Annotated in this window: 10 protein-coding genes; 6 read left to right on the forward strand and 4 right to left on the reverse strand. The window is 57.6% G+C overall.

The window, feature by feature from the left end:
* The first annotated feature begins 102 nt into the window (after positions 1-102).
* The 5 genes from Q1A74_RS03570 (at position 103) to Q1A74_RS03590 (ending at position 5,340) form a co-directional block, all read left to right on the forward strand.
* The gene (locus Q1A74_RS03570) at positions 103-1,326 is read left to right on the forward strand and encodes a CaiB/BaiF CoA-transferase family protein (RefSeq protein WP_299592440.1); all 1,224 of its coding nucleotides are present in this window, start codon (positions 103-105) and stop codon (positions 1,324-1,326) included.
* A gap of 22 nt (positions 1,327-1,348) precedes the next feature.
* Positions 1,349-2,062 carry an MliC family protein gene (locus Q1A74_RS03575; RefSeq protein ID WP_299592441.1) on the forward strand — a complete coding sequence of 238 codons (714 nt, stop codon included), beginning with the start codon at positions 1,349-1,351 and terminating at the stop codon, positions 2,060-2,062.
* Positions 2,063-2,210: 148 nt separating this feature from the next.
* The gene (locus Q1A74_RS03580) at positions 2,211-3,887 is read left to right on the forward strand and encodes a carbon starvation protein A (protein ID WP_299592443.1); all 1,677 of its coding nucleotides are present in this window, start codon (positions 2,211-2,213) and stop codon (positions 3,885-3,887) included.
* A 41-nt stretch (positions 3,888-3,928) separates the two neighbouring features.
* Positions 3,929-4,222, forward strand: a complete 294-nt coding sequence (locus Q1A74_RS03585) for a cory-CC-star protein (protein ID WP_299592445.1) — start codon at positions 3,929-3,931, stop codon at positions 4,220-4,222.
* Complete coding sequence (locus Q1A74_RS03590; protein ID WP_299592447.1) at positions 4,222-5,340, forward strand: ArsA family ATPase; 1,119 nt, start codon at positions 4,222-4,224, stop codon at positions 5,338-5,340. The genes Q1A74_RS03585 and Q1A74_RS03590 overlap by 1 nt, the downstream gene beginning before the upstream one ends.
* A gap of 19 nt (positions 5,341-5,359) precedes the next feature.
* Here the strand turns inward: Q1A74_RS03590 and Q1A74_RS03595 are convergent, their stop codons facing one another.
* From Q1A74_RS03595 to metH, 4 genes are all read right to left on the reverse strand, one after another.
* The gene (locus Q1A74_RS03595; protein ID WP_299592448.1) at positions 5,360-5,929 is read right to left on the reverse strand and encodes a DUF934 domain-containing protein; all 570 of its coding nucleotides are present in this window, start codon (positions 5,927-5,929) and stop codon (positions 5,360-5,362) included.
* Positions 5,913-7,577: a nitrite/sulfite reductase gene (locus tag Q1A74_RS03600; protein WP_299592450.1), complete on the reverse strand. Its 1,665-nt coding sequence runs from the start codon at positions 7,575-7,577 to the stop codon at positions 5,913-5,915. The genes Q1A74_RS03595 and Q1A74_RS03600 overlap by 17 nt, the downstream gene beginning before the upstream one ends.
* A 608-nt stretch (positions 7,578-8,185) precedes the next feature.
* Positions 8,186-8,401, reverse strand: coding sequence for a DUF2970 domain-containing protein (locus Q1A74_RS03605; RefSeq protein WP_299592451.1), 216 nt, complete (start codon positions 8,399-8,401; stop codon positions 8,186-8,188).
* 112 nt (positions 8,402-8,513) lie between these two features.
* The gene (gene metH / locus Q1A74_RS03610) at positions 8,514-12,221 is read right to left on the reverse strand and encodes a methionine synthase (RefSeq protein ID WP_299592452.1); all 3,708 of its coding nucleotides are present in this window, start codon (positions 12,219-12,221) and stop codon (positions 8,514-8,516) included.
* Positions 12,222-12,525: 304 nt separating this feature from the next.
* On the opposite strand from metH, the gene Q1A74_RS03615 reads away from it, so the two are divergent.
* The gene (locus Q1A74_RS03615; protein ID WP_299592453.1) at positions 12,526-13,206 is read left to right on the forward strand and encodes a type 1 glutamine amidotransferase domain-containing protein; all 681 of its coding nucleotides are present in this window, start codon (positions 12,526-12,528) and stop codon (positions 13,204-13,206) included.
* Positions 13,207-13,249 lie beyond the last annotated feature (43 nt).

Genomic DNA, 13,249 nt, shown 5'->3' on the forward strand with positions numbered 1-13,249 from the left:
AATCAGTTCTAAATCTGGTAATGTGCGCACACTGAAAATTGTGATCACGTTTCATATTGCTGCGTACTCGTTACGCGGGGTAAAAGCACACGGAGTTAAATCATGGCCGGCCCGCTCGCGCATCTCAAAGTTCTCGACCTCAGCCGTATCCTCGCGGGTCCCTGGGCCAGCCAGGTACTGGCGGATTTTGGTGCCGAGGTGATCAAGGTGGAGCGGCCGGGCAAGGGTGATGACACCCGCCAGTGGGGCCCTCCCTACCTGCGAGATGCGGATGGCCAGGACACCGCTGATGCGGCCTATTACCTGAGCGCCAACCGGGGCAAAAAATCGATCACGGTGGATATCACCCAGCCACGCGGCCAGGCGCTGATACAGCAACTGGCCACGCAGTGCGACATCCTGCTGGAGAACTACAAGGTGGGTGGCCTGGAAAAGTACGGGCTCGATTATCGTTCCATCAGGGCGCTGAACCCCAAGATCATTTACTGCTCGATTACCGGCTTTGGGCAGACAGGCCCTTACGCAAAGCGTGCGGGCTACGACGCCATGATCCAGGGAATGGGTGGCCTGATGAGTCTTACCGGTGTACCTGAAGGTCAGCCGGGTGCCGGGCCCCAGAAAGTAGGTGTTGCGGTAGCGGACCTGATGACCGGCATGTATGCCGTGTCCGGTGTTTTGGCAGCGGTGATTCACCGGGACAGGACAGGGGAAGGGCAGCAGATCGACCTGGCACTGCTGGACACCCAGGTAGCCTGGTTAGCCAATCAGGCGCAGAACTATCTCACTTCCGGAAAAAGTCCGGAACGCCAGGGCACTGCGCACCCGAATATCGTGCCTTACCAGGCAGTTCCCGCCAGCGACGGCTACTTTATGTTGGCGGTGGGCAACGATGCGCAATTTATAAAATTTTGCGAGATTGCCGGCCTGCAACAAATCGCCGCCAACCCGGCTTACTCGACCAATAGCGCCCGGGTACAGGCGCGCGAGGAACTGGTGCCAGTTATCGAGCGGGCTACACAGATGCAGCCCGCCGGCTGGTGGCTGGAGAAGTTGAGTGCAGCGCATGTGCCCTGCGGTCCGATCAACAATCTCGAGCAGGTGTTCGCCGATCCGCAGGTGCAGGCGCGCGGAATGGTGCTGGAGCAGACCCACCCGGTGGCGGGCAAAGTGAAAACCGTACGCAATCCCGTGGGGTTTTCCGCGTCTGCACTGGACTATGGCCAGGCACCACCCACTCTGGGGGAGCACACAGAGGAAGTGCTGGAAACGCTTCTGTCCCTAGACGGCGACGAGATTGCGGCACTGAAGCGCGATGGCGTGGTGTAAATAGAAAACCGGGAGATAAGCGATGACCGTTTCGAGCGTAAAAGTAATTCTGTTTATGCTGTTGTTTACTGTGGCGGGATGTTCCGAAAGCGACGACAGAACCGAAGAACTATCCAGCCCTGATACTGCGGACGAAGCGTCGATGCCTTCCGAGACCAGTCTTGATACCACTACCACTTCCAACACCGGTACCAACACCGATACCAACACCGATACCACACCCTCCTACGATTGCAGCCAGAAACTGAACAGTTCCATTGAGGAATTGATCTGCACCGATGGTGATCTTGCAGTCCTGGACCGGAAAATGGCCGAGGTATTCAAGGCCGCGAGCCAGACCGAAAAAGCGCAGCAGGATAAATATTTCAAAGCGCGGCAGCGCGGCTGGATAAAAGGGCGTAACGACTGCTGGAAAGCGGCGGACAAACGCGGCTGCACGGCAGACAGTTACAAGCTCGGCATTGCGGCACTGCAGGCTCGGTATGGGCTGGTCTCGGGAAAGGGGCCCGTCACCTATTTGTGCGATGGCAGCGAAGTGACAGCCACTTATTACGAAACAGACCCCGCAACCGCTGTGGCCCGTCATAAAGACGAAGAAGAACTTCTGTACATTGAGCCCAGTGGCAGTGGTGCACGTTACAGTGGACCTGGCGTAGTTATCTGGGAGCATCAAGGCGAAGCCAAAATCACCTGGGGCCAGGGCCGCCCGGAAATGCAGTGCAAAGTGCGTAGTTAAAAAGGCCCCGCAGGCAAACCCTGCGCCAATTAAAAGGAATTACGCGCAATATGCGGTGACGGATAAGGCGACTGCGCTAGTATCTGTGGGACGGCGCGCACGCGTCTGATAAAAATACGCAACACAATGCACAACAGGGAAGGGCTGCATGAGTGCGATACTGCTGATGTTGCTGGGGCTCGGAGGCATGGCCGCCGGGTATTTTTTCTACTCGCGGTATATCGCTGAGCGTATCTATCGCTTTGATCCGGATTTCGTCACTCCTGCCCATGAGTTTGAAGATGGTGTGGACTATGTGCCCACCAATAAGTTTGTACTCTGGGGGCACCACTTTACGTCTGTTGCCGGTGCCGCACCTATTGTCGGCCCGGCCATCGCAGTCATCTGGGGCTGGCTACCTGCTTTTTTATGGGTGGTATTCGGGACGATTTTTTTTGCCGGTGTTCACGACAGCGGTGCTATCTGGGCCAGCGTGCGCAATCGCGCGCTTTCCGTTGGTTCCCTGACCGGACATGTTGTGGGCAAGCGCGCCCGCAGCATTTTCATGATCGTAATTTTCCTCGTGCTGTTGATGGTCAACGCCGTTTTCGGTGTGGTGATTGCCGGTCTGCTGATTAAAAACCCGGGATCGGTTGTGCCCATCTGGGGCGCCATTGCGGTGGCACTGGTGATCGGTCAGTTGATTTATCGCTTCAAGTTCAATCTGGGGTTGGTCTCACTGTTCGGTGTCGTTGCACTCTATGCGCTGATCTATATCGGTCCCTCCGTACCTGTTTCCCTGCCTGAGTCTGTCGCCGGGCTGCCGGCCAATGCCGCTTGGATTCTGATCCTGTTCGCCTATGCCGCGGTTGCTTCCCTGTTGCCGGTGTGGGTACTGTTGCAGCCGCGGGATTACATTAACGGGCTGCAGCTGTTTGTAGGGTTGATCCTGCTCTATTCGGCAGTGTTGATTGGCAACCCCGAGGTGGTGGCGCCGATGATCAACCACCAGGTGCCGGCCGGCACACCACCGCTGATTCCACTGTTGTTCGTAACCATTGCCTGTGGGGCAATTTCGGGGTTCCACGGATTGGTCGCATCGGGCACCACCTCCAAACAATTGAACCGAGAAACCGATGCCCGATTTGTGGGATATTTCGGCGCAGTGGGAGAGGGTGCTCTGGCACTGGCTGCAATAATTGCGGCCTGCGCGGGGTTTGCGTCACTGGGAGACTGGCAGGCAGTTTACAGTGCGTTCGGGCAGGGCGGCGTGCAGGCATTTGTTGATGGTGGTGCCGCCATCCTGAATGCGGGCGTGGGTATTGATACCGCCATAGCCGGCACTATTTTGACGGTGATGGCGGCCTTGTTTGCGGGTACCACGATGGACACCGGCTTGCGTTTGCAGCGCTACATATTCCAGGAGTTTGGTGAGATTTATGGTATACGCTGGCTCGGTAAACCCCTGCCAGCGACGCTGATGGCGGTGGGCTGTTGCGTGTTGCTCGCGTTTGGCGCGGGCGGTATTGATGGGAGTGGTGGCCTGTTGATCTGGCCACTGTTCGGCACGACCAATCAATTGCTCGCCGGGCTTACCCTGCTGGTGATAACGGTAATACTGGTGCGGCTCAAGCGGCCAGTATGGATTACATTGATCCCGCTGGTGTTTCTGTTGTTAATGACACTGGCGGCATTACTGATTCAGCTGAACGAGTTTTACCAGAAAAAAGATTGGTTCCTGTTGAGCCTGGATCTTGTAGTGCTGGTTGCCGCTATCCTGGTTACGCTGGAATGTGTGGGTGCATTCCGCAAGACCGAAGCGCAACCGGCTGGGGAAGAGCGGTAGCTTCTCTGATATTCAATCCACAGCGTGGTGAGGATGAGAGGATGGAACCACCTGAAAAACCCCGAGTACCAAAAAACCTGAAGCTGGTTTTTCGGCGAATCGGTGAGCAGCTCGAGGCTTATTACAACGGCCCCTATCGCAGTGCCCTTGCGAGAGCTGAGCGGGACGAGGAAGATCTGTTTATGCTGCTGGTATACGCCGAGTCCCTCGGTATTCCCAACCCGGTCAGTGTCTACACTCTGGAGTTACAGCCGTTGATGCTGGAGCGTTTTCATCAATGGCACCAGCGAATGGGGATGGAGCGCTCTCCTCTCGATGAGATGCGGTGCTGCTGATGGCGCTTGCTCTCGACATCGACAAGCTGTTCAAGCGTCGGCTGCTGATGGTCGGCGGCAAGGGCGGCGTCGGTAAAAGCACCCTCGCCGCCAGCCTCGCAGTACTGGCAGCAGATCGCGGGCTGAAAACCCTGCTGGTCTCCACCGATCCTGCGCACAACCTTTCCGATCTGTTTGAATGCCGTTTTTCACAAGGTAGGCCCGCAGGTCAGGCGTCCGTTGACTGGGGGAAGCCGTCAGGGAAAGCGCAATGGAGACCGCAATGGAGAACACGATGGAAAGCACCGCTGCAGATCCAGGAGCTGAACCCACAAGCCGCGCTGGATGACTACCTGGAATCAGTGCGTAAGCAGATGCTGCCGCAGGTGGCGCTTGGCATGCGTGGCGCACTGGAAAAGCAGCTGCACCTGACCCGTCACTCACCGGGTGCAGAAGAGGCGGCATTGTTGGATGTAATGACCCGGCTGATCCAGCAGCGCGACAACTATGATCTGATCATTTTCGACACGGCACCGACCGGGCATACCCTTCGTTTGTTGTCTCTCCCCGGTTTGATGTCTACCTGGGCCAGCGGCCTGATTTCTCAGAAAAAACGCAGCGGTCGCTTTCGCGACGTGCTGTCACATTTGAAGAGTGGGGCGGATATCAATAACCCACTTGCCAGTGCTGATGAAGCGCAGCAAACGCCTCCAGCTCTGGCGCCATTGCTGGAGCGGCAGAAGCGTTTCAGTGAAGCGGCAGCGGTGCTGAAGAATCCAGCGATGTCTGGTTTTGTATTTGTGATGACGCCGGAAAACCTGCCGCTGCAGGAAACCCGGCGTGCCATAGCAGCGCTTGAAGAAAGCGGTATGTCGGTGCTTGGGTTGCTGCTGAATCGATTGCTGCCCGCAGAAGCGGCGCAGATTGATTTCTTGCGCGGCGCGTACGAGCAGCAGGAATCCGTACTCTCGCAGGTGTCGGAGCATCTGCAGATGCTACCGCAAGTAAGATTGCCGATGACGGGGAACAAGCTACAGGGCAGGGACGGGCTGTTGTGGTTGGCCGGTGTGCTGGAAGAGGCGGCCCGCTCGGAGCGCCAGAAACAAAAACTGCCCGACAGCGAAGCTACCGGGCAGTAAGTGTATTTTTCCGGCGTTATCAGGCCAGCGCGCGACGACGGAAAATTGGCAGTGGCTGATCCACCGCAGCCTGGTAGCTGTCAGTGAAGTCACCGGTGGATTCCAGCAGGCCTTCCAGCGGCTGGTCGCCCTGGTAGGCAAAGGCATTGAATCCGCAGCGCGTCAGGTAGGTCAGCTGGTCGCGGATAAAATTGCCAACTGCGCGTACTTCGCCGGTATAACCGTAACGTTCACGCAGCAGACGGCCTACGGTAAATGCACGGCCATCGGTAAACAGCGGGAAGTGGGCAGCAATCAGAGGCAGCTCGGCCGCGTAGTCACCGACCAGATCTGCGGTTTCATCACTGTCCAGCCAGACCCCAATTTCGTCCTTTCGATCCTGCAGTTGCTCGCGCAGTTCCAGCCACAGGCTGAGTGGCAGAATGACCTTACCCGGTGAGAGGTTCTCTGAGCTGATCTCCTCTTCACCACCCAGGGGCAGCAGGTTCCACTCGTTGTCGGCAACTGCACCGTTCAGAATCAGTTTTGCCGGGTTTTCCGGTTGTTCACCTACTGGCTTTTTCACAGAGGGCTTAGCTGGCTTTGGCATATACACGCTCCTTGAATGGCTGCAGCCCGATACGGTTGTAGGTGTCGATAAAGAACTCTTCCGGCTGACGGTTCTCTACAAATACGTCGAGAATCTTGCCGATGGTTGCTGGCATTTCGTCGCGGGAGAAGCTCGGGCCGAGTACTTTACCCAGGCTCGCTTTCTCGTTGGAGCTGCCACCGAGTTGAACCTGGTAAAACTCTTCGCCTTTTTTGTCCACGCCGAGAATACCGATGTGGCCAATATGGTGGTGGCCACAAGCGTTCATGCAGCCGGAGATGTTCAGGTCCAGGTCGCCCAGGTCGTAGAGGAAATCCAGGTCGTCGAACTTGCGCTGGATGGCCTCCGCTACCGGAATGGATTTGGCGTTGGCCAGTGAGCAGTAGTCGCCACCCGGGCAGCAGATCATGTCCGTCAGGGTGCCAATGTTTGGCGTCGCAAAACCGTTTTTGCGTGCCTCCTGCCAAAGCTCAAACAGCTTTTCCTGTTCGACGTCCGCGAGAACTACGTTCTGCTCATGGGTAACGCGCACTTCGCCGAAACTGTATTTGTCGGCGAGATCGGCAATCGCTTCCAGTTGGCGGTCGGTGACGTCGCCGGGTGGAATGCCGGTGGGCTTGGTGCTCAGGGTGACCGCCTGATAGCCGTTCACCCGGTGCGGGAAGGTGTTGCGTTCCAGCCAGCGGGTAAACGCTTTGTCGGCGCCGGCCTGGTCGCGCAGTACTGCTTCACCGTGGCCATTGCTGATGGATTTGTATTCCGGCTCCGGGAAAAAGCGCTTGGCCCACTCGATAGCCTCCGGTGTTAATTGATCAGCACCGTCTTTGATCTTTTCCCATTCCGCTTCCACACGCTCGGCAAACGCTTCCGGGCCCATCGCTTTTACCAGGATCTTGATGCGCGCCTTGAACTTGTTGTCACGGCGGCCCAGCTGGTTGTACACGCGAACAATCGCTTCCAGATAGGAGAGCAGGTGGGTTTCCGGAAGGAAATCGCGGATGGCGACACCGAGAATCGGGGTGCGGCCGAGACCGCCACCGACCAGTACCTGGAAGCCAGTTTCTCCCTGATCATTTTTGACGATCTGCACACCGATATCGTGGGCGCGAATGGCTGCGCGGTCTTCATCCGCACCACAGACGGCAATCTTGAACTTGCGTGGCAGGAAGGCGAATTCCGGATGGAAGGTGGACCACTGGCGGATCAGTTCGCAGTAGGGGCGCGGGTCAATCAGCTCATCCCGAGCAACGCCGGCGAACTGGTCGGTCGTGGTGTTGCGAATACAGTTGCCGCTCGTCTGGACAGCGTGCATCTCTACTTCGGCCAGTTCGGCGAGAATGTCGGGCACATCTTCCAGGTTCGGCCAGTTCAGCTGGACGTTCTGACGTGTGGTGAAGTGGGCATAACCCTTGTCGTATTTGCGGGTGATGTGGGCCAGGCGGCGCAACTGTGCGCTGTTCATCAGGCCATAGGGCACCGCGATGCGCAGCATCGGGGCCAGCCGCTGCACGTACAGGCCGTTCTGTAGGCGCAGGGGCAAAAATTCTTCTTCTTTCAGCTCACCGGCGAGATAGCGTTCGGTCTGACCCCGAAACTGGGCCACCCGTTCCCGAACCAGTTTGTGGTCCTGTTCGTCGTATCGATACATAAGAGCTTGATTCCATTGCTTTTTTTACGCCTTCACCCAGTGCCCGAAGGGTATTCTGGACCCTACCTGTGACCCTGAGTGGCGCATAACATACCAGCCGCCTTATACAAAAAATAACAATTTTTTTCGCTACCTTAGTAACCGGCGGTTATAAGCGGGGCGCCTGTTTGGAAACCGCCAGTCACCGCACGGTTGCGCCCCCTGCGGGGATTTGATCTACTTGAGAAACCGCGTTTTTGCGCGGTGCTGCTACCTTTAAAAACAATAATGATTTCTTGAGTGACGGAGTATTCCGATGAACGATCAAGCGGTAAGAGAAGTAGTAGTTGTATCCGACGATAGCGATAACGTAGTAGATGCCATCGCGGCGGTGGCTCTGGTAGCCATCTTTGTTGCTACCTGTATATTCTGGGTAGCATCCCAAGGCTAGAAAAACTACTGCGCGGGCGCCTGGCGGCGTCCGGTGGTATTGGGGCGCGAGCCCGGTCAAATCCTCACGTACTGATGTACGCTCCCGCTGCTGCGCCCCGACGGCCACCCCAGGGTACTCGCTCGCTATGCTTTCCAGTGGTGACCTGGGTACGCCGAATTGATGTCGGTTCCAGGGGCTAGTCCATATTGCTCAAAACGGTCTTCACTATCAGAACCAGTGTGATCACAAATAGGGCAGTGAAGATCAGTCCTGCGGCCACATAGGCTTTGATGCTGCCGCCTTTGAAATCCCGTTCCCGGTTTTTGTTGGACTGAACGCCGATAGCGGCGGCCAGGGTACTGAGTACCACCTGGCCGAAAGAGGGCTGCTGTTGCTTGTCGTTCTCTTTCATTGCTGGATTCCCCTTGTAGGAGCCTGCCCTGCGGGCGAACAATAAGGTTCAGTGAACCCGATTCTCCTTTCGTCTGCAAGGCTGGCCCCTACCGGTAAAACGTGGGCCTCAATCAATCTTCGAGATTCGGCCGCAACCAGCGCTCCATTTCCTGCTCCGTCATTCCTTTACGCGCCGCCAGGCTTACCAACTGATCCCGGCTGATTTTGCCCACATTGAAATACTTGGATTCCGGATGGGCGAAGTACCAGCCGCTGACCGCCGCGGCGGGCATCATGGCGAAGCTAGAGGTAAGTTCGATACCCGCACTCTTTTCTGCATCGAGTAATTTGAACAGGGTGGCTTTCTCGGTGTGGTCCGGGCAGGCCGGGTAGCCCGGGGCAGGGCGGATGCCGGTGTAGCCTTCCTTGATTAGTTCTTCATTGCTGAGGGTTTCGTCAGCTTGATAGCCCCAGTAATTTTTACGTACTTCCCGGTGCAGGTGCTCGGCGAAGGATTCGGCAAGGCGATCCGCCAGTGCCTTGACCATGATCGCGCTGTAGTCGTCGTGCTTGGCTTCGTACTCGGCTGCCAGCTCGTCGGCACCGATGCCGGTGGTTACCGCAAAGCCGCCGATATGATCGGCGACACCGGAATCGACCGGGGCGATAAAGTCTGCCAGCGAACGGCACAAGCCGTCGCCGCCGCGCTTCTGTACCTGCTGACGCATTTGATGCAGTCGTGCCAGCTCTTCGGTACGGCTCTCATCGGTGTACACGATGATGTCATCGCCATCTGAATTCGCCGGCCACAGGCCGAATACCGCGCGGGCGGTAAGGCGTTTGTTGTCGATGATATCCGCGAGCATGGTCTGGGCGTTTTTGAACAAGTCCGTTGCGGCTTCGCCCACTACATTGTCGTTCAGGATCGCTGGGTATTTACCGGCGAGATCCCAGGAAATGAAGAAGGGTGTCCAGTCGATGGTGTCGACGAGTTTTTCCAGGGGGAAGTCGTCCAGCACCGTCAGCCCGGGGTTGTTCGGCGCTTTCGGCTCGAAGTTTGCCCAGTCAAACTGCGGGCCTGCTTTCAATGCTTTTTCGTAACTGAGGCGCGGGTCGTTGCGTTTGCGGTTGGCGGTGCGGTGCCGCACCTTCTCGTATTCTTCCTGAATATCTTTTACAAACGCTGGGCGCAATTCGTCAGAGAGTAGTTTGCTTGCCACACCCACTGCGCGGGAGGCATCTGCAACATACACGGTCTGGTTGCGGTTGAACTGTGGGTCGATTTTTACTGCGGTGTGCGCCTTGGAGGTGGTGGCGCCGCCGATCAGTAGTGGGATATCGAAACCCTGGCGTTCCATTTCTGCGGCAACGTGCACCATTTCATCCAGTGACGGGGTGATCAGGCCCGAGAGGCCGATGATGTCACAGTTCTTTTCTTTGGCGGTTTGCAGGATGGTTTCTGCAGCCACCATCACACCCAGGTCGATCACCTCGAAGTTGTTACAGGCCAGTACTACGCCGACAATATTTTTGCCGATATCGTGTACATCGCCTTTTACCGTCGCCATCAGAATGCGGCCATTGGGTTTGCTGTCGACGGTTTTTTCCGCCTCGATATATGGCTGCAGGTAGGCTACTGCCTGCTTCATTACCCGCGCAGACTTCACCACCTGCGGCAGGAACATTTTACCTTCGCCAAACAGGTCGCCGACGATATTCATACCGTCCATCAGCGGGCCTTCGATCACGTCCAGGGGGCGGGTGGCCTGCTGGCGACACTCTTCCGTGTCTTCAACGATGAAGTTGTTGATGCCCTTCACCAGCGAGTGCGCCAGGCGCTCCTTAACCGGGAGCTCGCGCCAGGCCAGATCTTCCTTGCGTTCGGCGGTGGAGCCGTCGCCGCGGTATTTCTCCGCGATATCCAGCAGCGCCTCGGTGGCATCGTCGTTGCGGTTGAGGATCACGTCCTCAACCTTTTGTCGCAGTTCTTCCGGCAAATCGTCGTAGACCGCCAGCTGGCCAGCATTGACGATCCCCATGTTCAGTCCCGCCTTGATGGCGTAGTACAGGAATACGGAGTGGATCGCCTCGCGCACCGGGTTGTTGCCGCGGAAGGAGAAGGAAACGTTGGACACACCACCGGAGACGCTCGCGCCCGGGAGGTTCTCGCGGATCCACTGGGTGGCCTGGATAAAGTCCACCGCGTAGTTGTTGTGCTCTTCAATTCCGGTGGCTACGGCAAAGATATTTGGGTCGAAAATGATATCGGAAGGATTGAAGCCCACCTTGTCGACCAGGATGTCGTAGCTGCGCTTACAGATCTCGGTCTTGCGCTCGAAGGTGTCCGCCTGGCCCTGTTCGTCGAAGGCCATCACAACAACGGCAGCGCCGTACATCAGGCAGGAGCGCGCCTTGTCAATAAAGTCTTCTTCGCCTTCCTTGAGGCTGATGGAGTTAACAATGGGTTTGCCCTGGATGCACTGCAGCCCGGCCTCGATCACTTCCCACTTGGAGGAGTCCACCATAAACGGCACTTTGGAAATGTCCGGCTCGGTGGCGCACAAGTTGAGGAAGCGGCGCATGGCGGCGACGGAATCCAGCATCGCCTCGTCCATGTTGAAGTCGATCACCTGGGCACCGTCTTCGACCTGGGCGGCGGCGACCTGCAGAGCGGTATCGTAATCCTCTTCCATAATCAGACGCTTGAAGCGCGCCGATCCGGTGACGTTACAGCGCTCACCCACATTCACGAAGAGCGCGTTCTCATCGACAACGTACGGTTCCAGGCCGGACAGGCGCAGGGCCGGTTTCAATTTAAGTGGCTTGCGCGGGGCTATATCGGCAACCGCGTCGGCAATGGCACGAATGTGTTCCGGTGTGGTGCCACAGCAGCCGCCGAGGATATTCAGGAAGCCGCTCTGGGCAAATTCCGCCACAATCGCCGCGGTCTGTTCCGGGGTCTCATCGTATTCGCCGAACTCGTTCGGCAGGCCCGCATTGGGGTGGGCGGAGACGTTGGAAGCACAGACACCGGACAGGGCCTCGACGTACGGGCGCAGTTCGGTGGCACCCAGGGCGCAGTTGAGACCCACAGACAGCGGATTGGCGTGGGCGATCGAGTAGTAGAAGGCCTCGGTGGTCTGGCCGGAAAGGGTGCGGCCGGACGCATCAGTGATGGTGCCGGAAATCATGATTGGCAGCTCGAAGCCGCGCTGCTGGAACACCTTCTTCAGCGCATAAATGGCGGCCTTGGCGTTCAGGGTGTCGAAAATGGTCTCAATCAGGATCAGGTCCGAGCCGCCGTCGATCAACGCATTGGTGGATTCGATGTAGTTTTCCACCAGCGCGTCAAAGGTCACATTGCGCGCGCCTGGGTCGTTCACGTCCGGAGAGATGCTGGCGGTACGGGAGGTCGGGCCCAGCACCCCGGCCACAAAGCGGGGCTTCTCCGGGGTGGAGAGGGCGTCGGCGGCACGGCGGGCCACCTGTGCGGCCACCAGGTTCAGCTCTGGCACCAAATCTTCCATGTCGTAGTCAGACTGGGACAGGCGGGTGGCGTTGAACGTATTGGTTTCGATGATATCGGCACCGGCTTCCAGGTACTCCCGGTGCAGGCGCTCGATCAGGTCCGGCTGGGTCAGAACCAGCAGGTCGTTGTTGCCCTTGAGGTCGGAGGGATAGTCCGCAAAGCGCGTACCGCGGTAATCCGCTTCACCCAGCTTTTCCTGCTGAATCATGGTGCCCATGCCGCCATCCAGGATCACGATGCGTGCTTCGAGGGCGCTCTGAAGCTGCTGTAGGCGTTGGTCACGGGACTGCTGAGACCGATTCTCCGACATGGTCATTTCCTTGTTGCCGATTGGTTCCCGGTTGGCTGGGCACTAGCGAGTACTACTAGCGAGTACTAAATGCACCGGGTGTTCAAAAAAGGGCGGCAATCTTAGCACAAACCGGCGCCACGACAGGCCTCCCGCGTAGTGGAGAAGGCCGCCCGGAAGATCGTGTGCGCATATGCTTGTAACCAATGGTTCTAGCGCTGGCAGTAGCATGAGGTGGAAATCCGGCTAACCGATCGCCATCAAGGACTCTAGAGTTATGGCGTTGTGAAACAGGCGTTGTGAAACAGAGTGCGCGGGAGGTTCGATGAAGATTCTGATGGTACTGACATCCCACGATGAGCTGGGTGATACAGGCAATAAAACCGGCTTCTGGCTGGAGGAGTTTGCCGCGCCTTACTATGTCTTTGTGGATGCCGGGGCAGAAGTGACCCTCGCGTCACCGAAGGGCGGTCAGCCGCCATTGGATCCCAAGAGCGATTCAGACGACGCACAGACAGCGGCTACCCGACGCTTCCGCAGCGATCCGCTGGCTCAGGAGGCGCTCGCCAACACCAAAACCCTGGATGACGTGGATACCGAGTGGTTCGATGCACTCTTCTACCCGGGCGGTCATGGCCCGCTTTGGGATCTGGCGGAGGATCAGCGCTCCATTGCCATCATTCACGGGTTCTATCGGGCCAACAAACCAGTGGGTGCGGTCTGCCACGCGCCCGCGGTGTTCCGTCACACTGTGGATGAAAGCGGTGAGCCGCTGGTGAAGGGACGCAAGGTCACAGGGTTCAGCAACAGTGAGGAAGAGGGCGTAGGCCTGACCGACGTGGTGCCGTTTCTGGTGGAGGATATGCTCAAGGAACGTGGTGGTGAGTACTCCAAAGGGAGTGACTGGCAGAGCCACATTTGTACTGACGGGCTGCTGATTACCGGCCAGAATCCCGGCTCCTCAGAGGCGACTGCCAGGGCATTGCTGGGTGCGCTTGCCTCATAACCGGTTTTACTTGGTCGCGGTTGCGCGTAAAATACCCGACACT

Origin of the sequence: uncultured Microbulbifer sp. (assembly GCF_947504145.1) — a bacterium.
GTDB lineage: Bacteria > Pseudomonadota > Gammaproteobacteria > Pseudomonadales > Cellvibrionaceae > Microbulbifer.

Bases quoted from the DNA above. Each gene is read 5' to 3' on its own strand.
- Q1A74_RS03605 (WP_299592451.1), bottom strand. From the start codon at position 8,401: ATGAAAGAGAACGACAAGCAACAGCAGCCCTCTTTCGGCCAGGTGGTA.
- Q1A74_RS03585 (WP_299592445.1), top strand. From the start codon at position 3,929: ATGGAACCACCTGAAAAACCCCGAGTACCAAAAAACCTGAAGCTGGTT.
- Q1A74_RS03580 (WP_299592443.1), top strand. From the start codon at position 2,211: ATGAGTGCGATACTGCTGATGTTGCTGGGGCTCGGAGGCATGGCCGCC.
- Q1A74_RS03595 (WP_299592448.1), bottom strand. From the start codon at position 5,929: ATGCCAAAGCCAGCTAAGCCCTCTGTGAAAAAGCCAGTAGGTGAACAA.
- Q1A74_RS03575 (WP_299592441.1), top strand. From the start codon at position 1,349: ATGACCGTTTCGAGCGTAAAAGTAATTCTGTTTATGCTGTTGTTTACT.
- Q1A74_RS03615 (WP_299592453.1), top strand. From the start codon at position 12,526: ATGAAGATTCTGATGGTACTGACATCCCACGATGAGCTGGGTGATACA.
- Q1A74_RS03590 (WP_299592447.1), top strand. From the start codon at position 4,222: ATGGCGCTTGCTCTCGACATCGACAAGCTGTTCAAGCGTCGGCTGCTG.
- metH (WP_299592452.1), bottom strand. From the start codon at position 12,221: ATGTCGGAGAATCGGTCTCAGCAGTCCCGTGACCAACGCCTACAGCAG.
- Q1A74_RS03570 (WP_299592440.1), top strand. From the start codon at position 103: ATGGCCGGCCCGCTCGCGCATCTCAAAGTTCTCGACCTCAGCCGTATC.
- Q1A74_RS03600 (WP_299592450.1), bottom strand. From the start codon at position 7,577: ATGTATCGATACGACGAACAGGACCACAAACTGGTTCGGGAACGGGTG.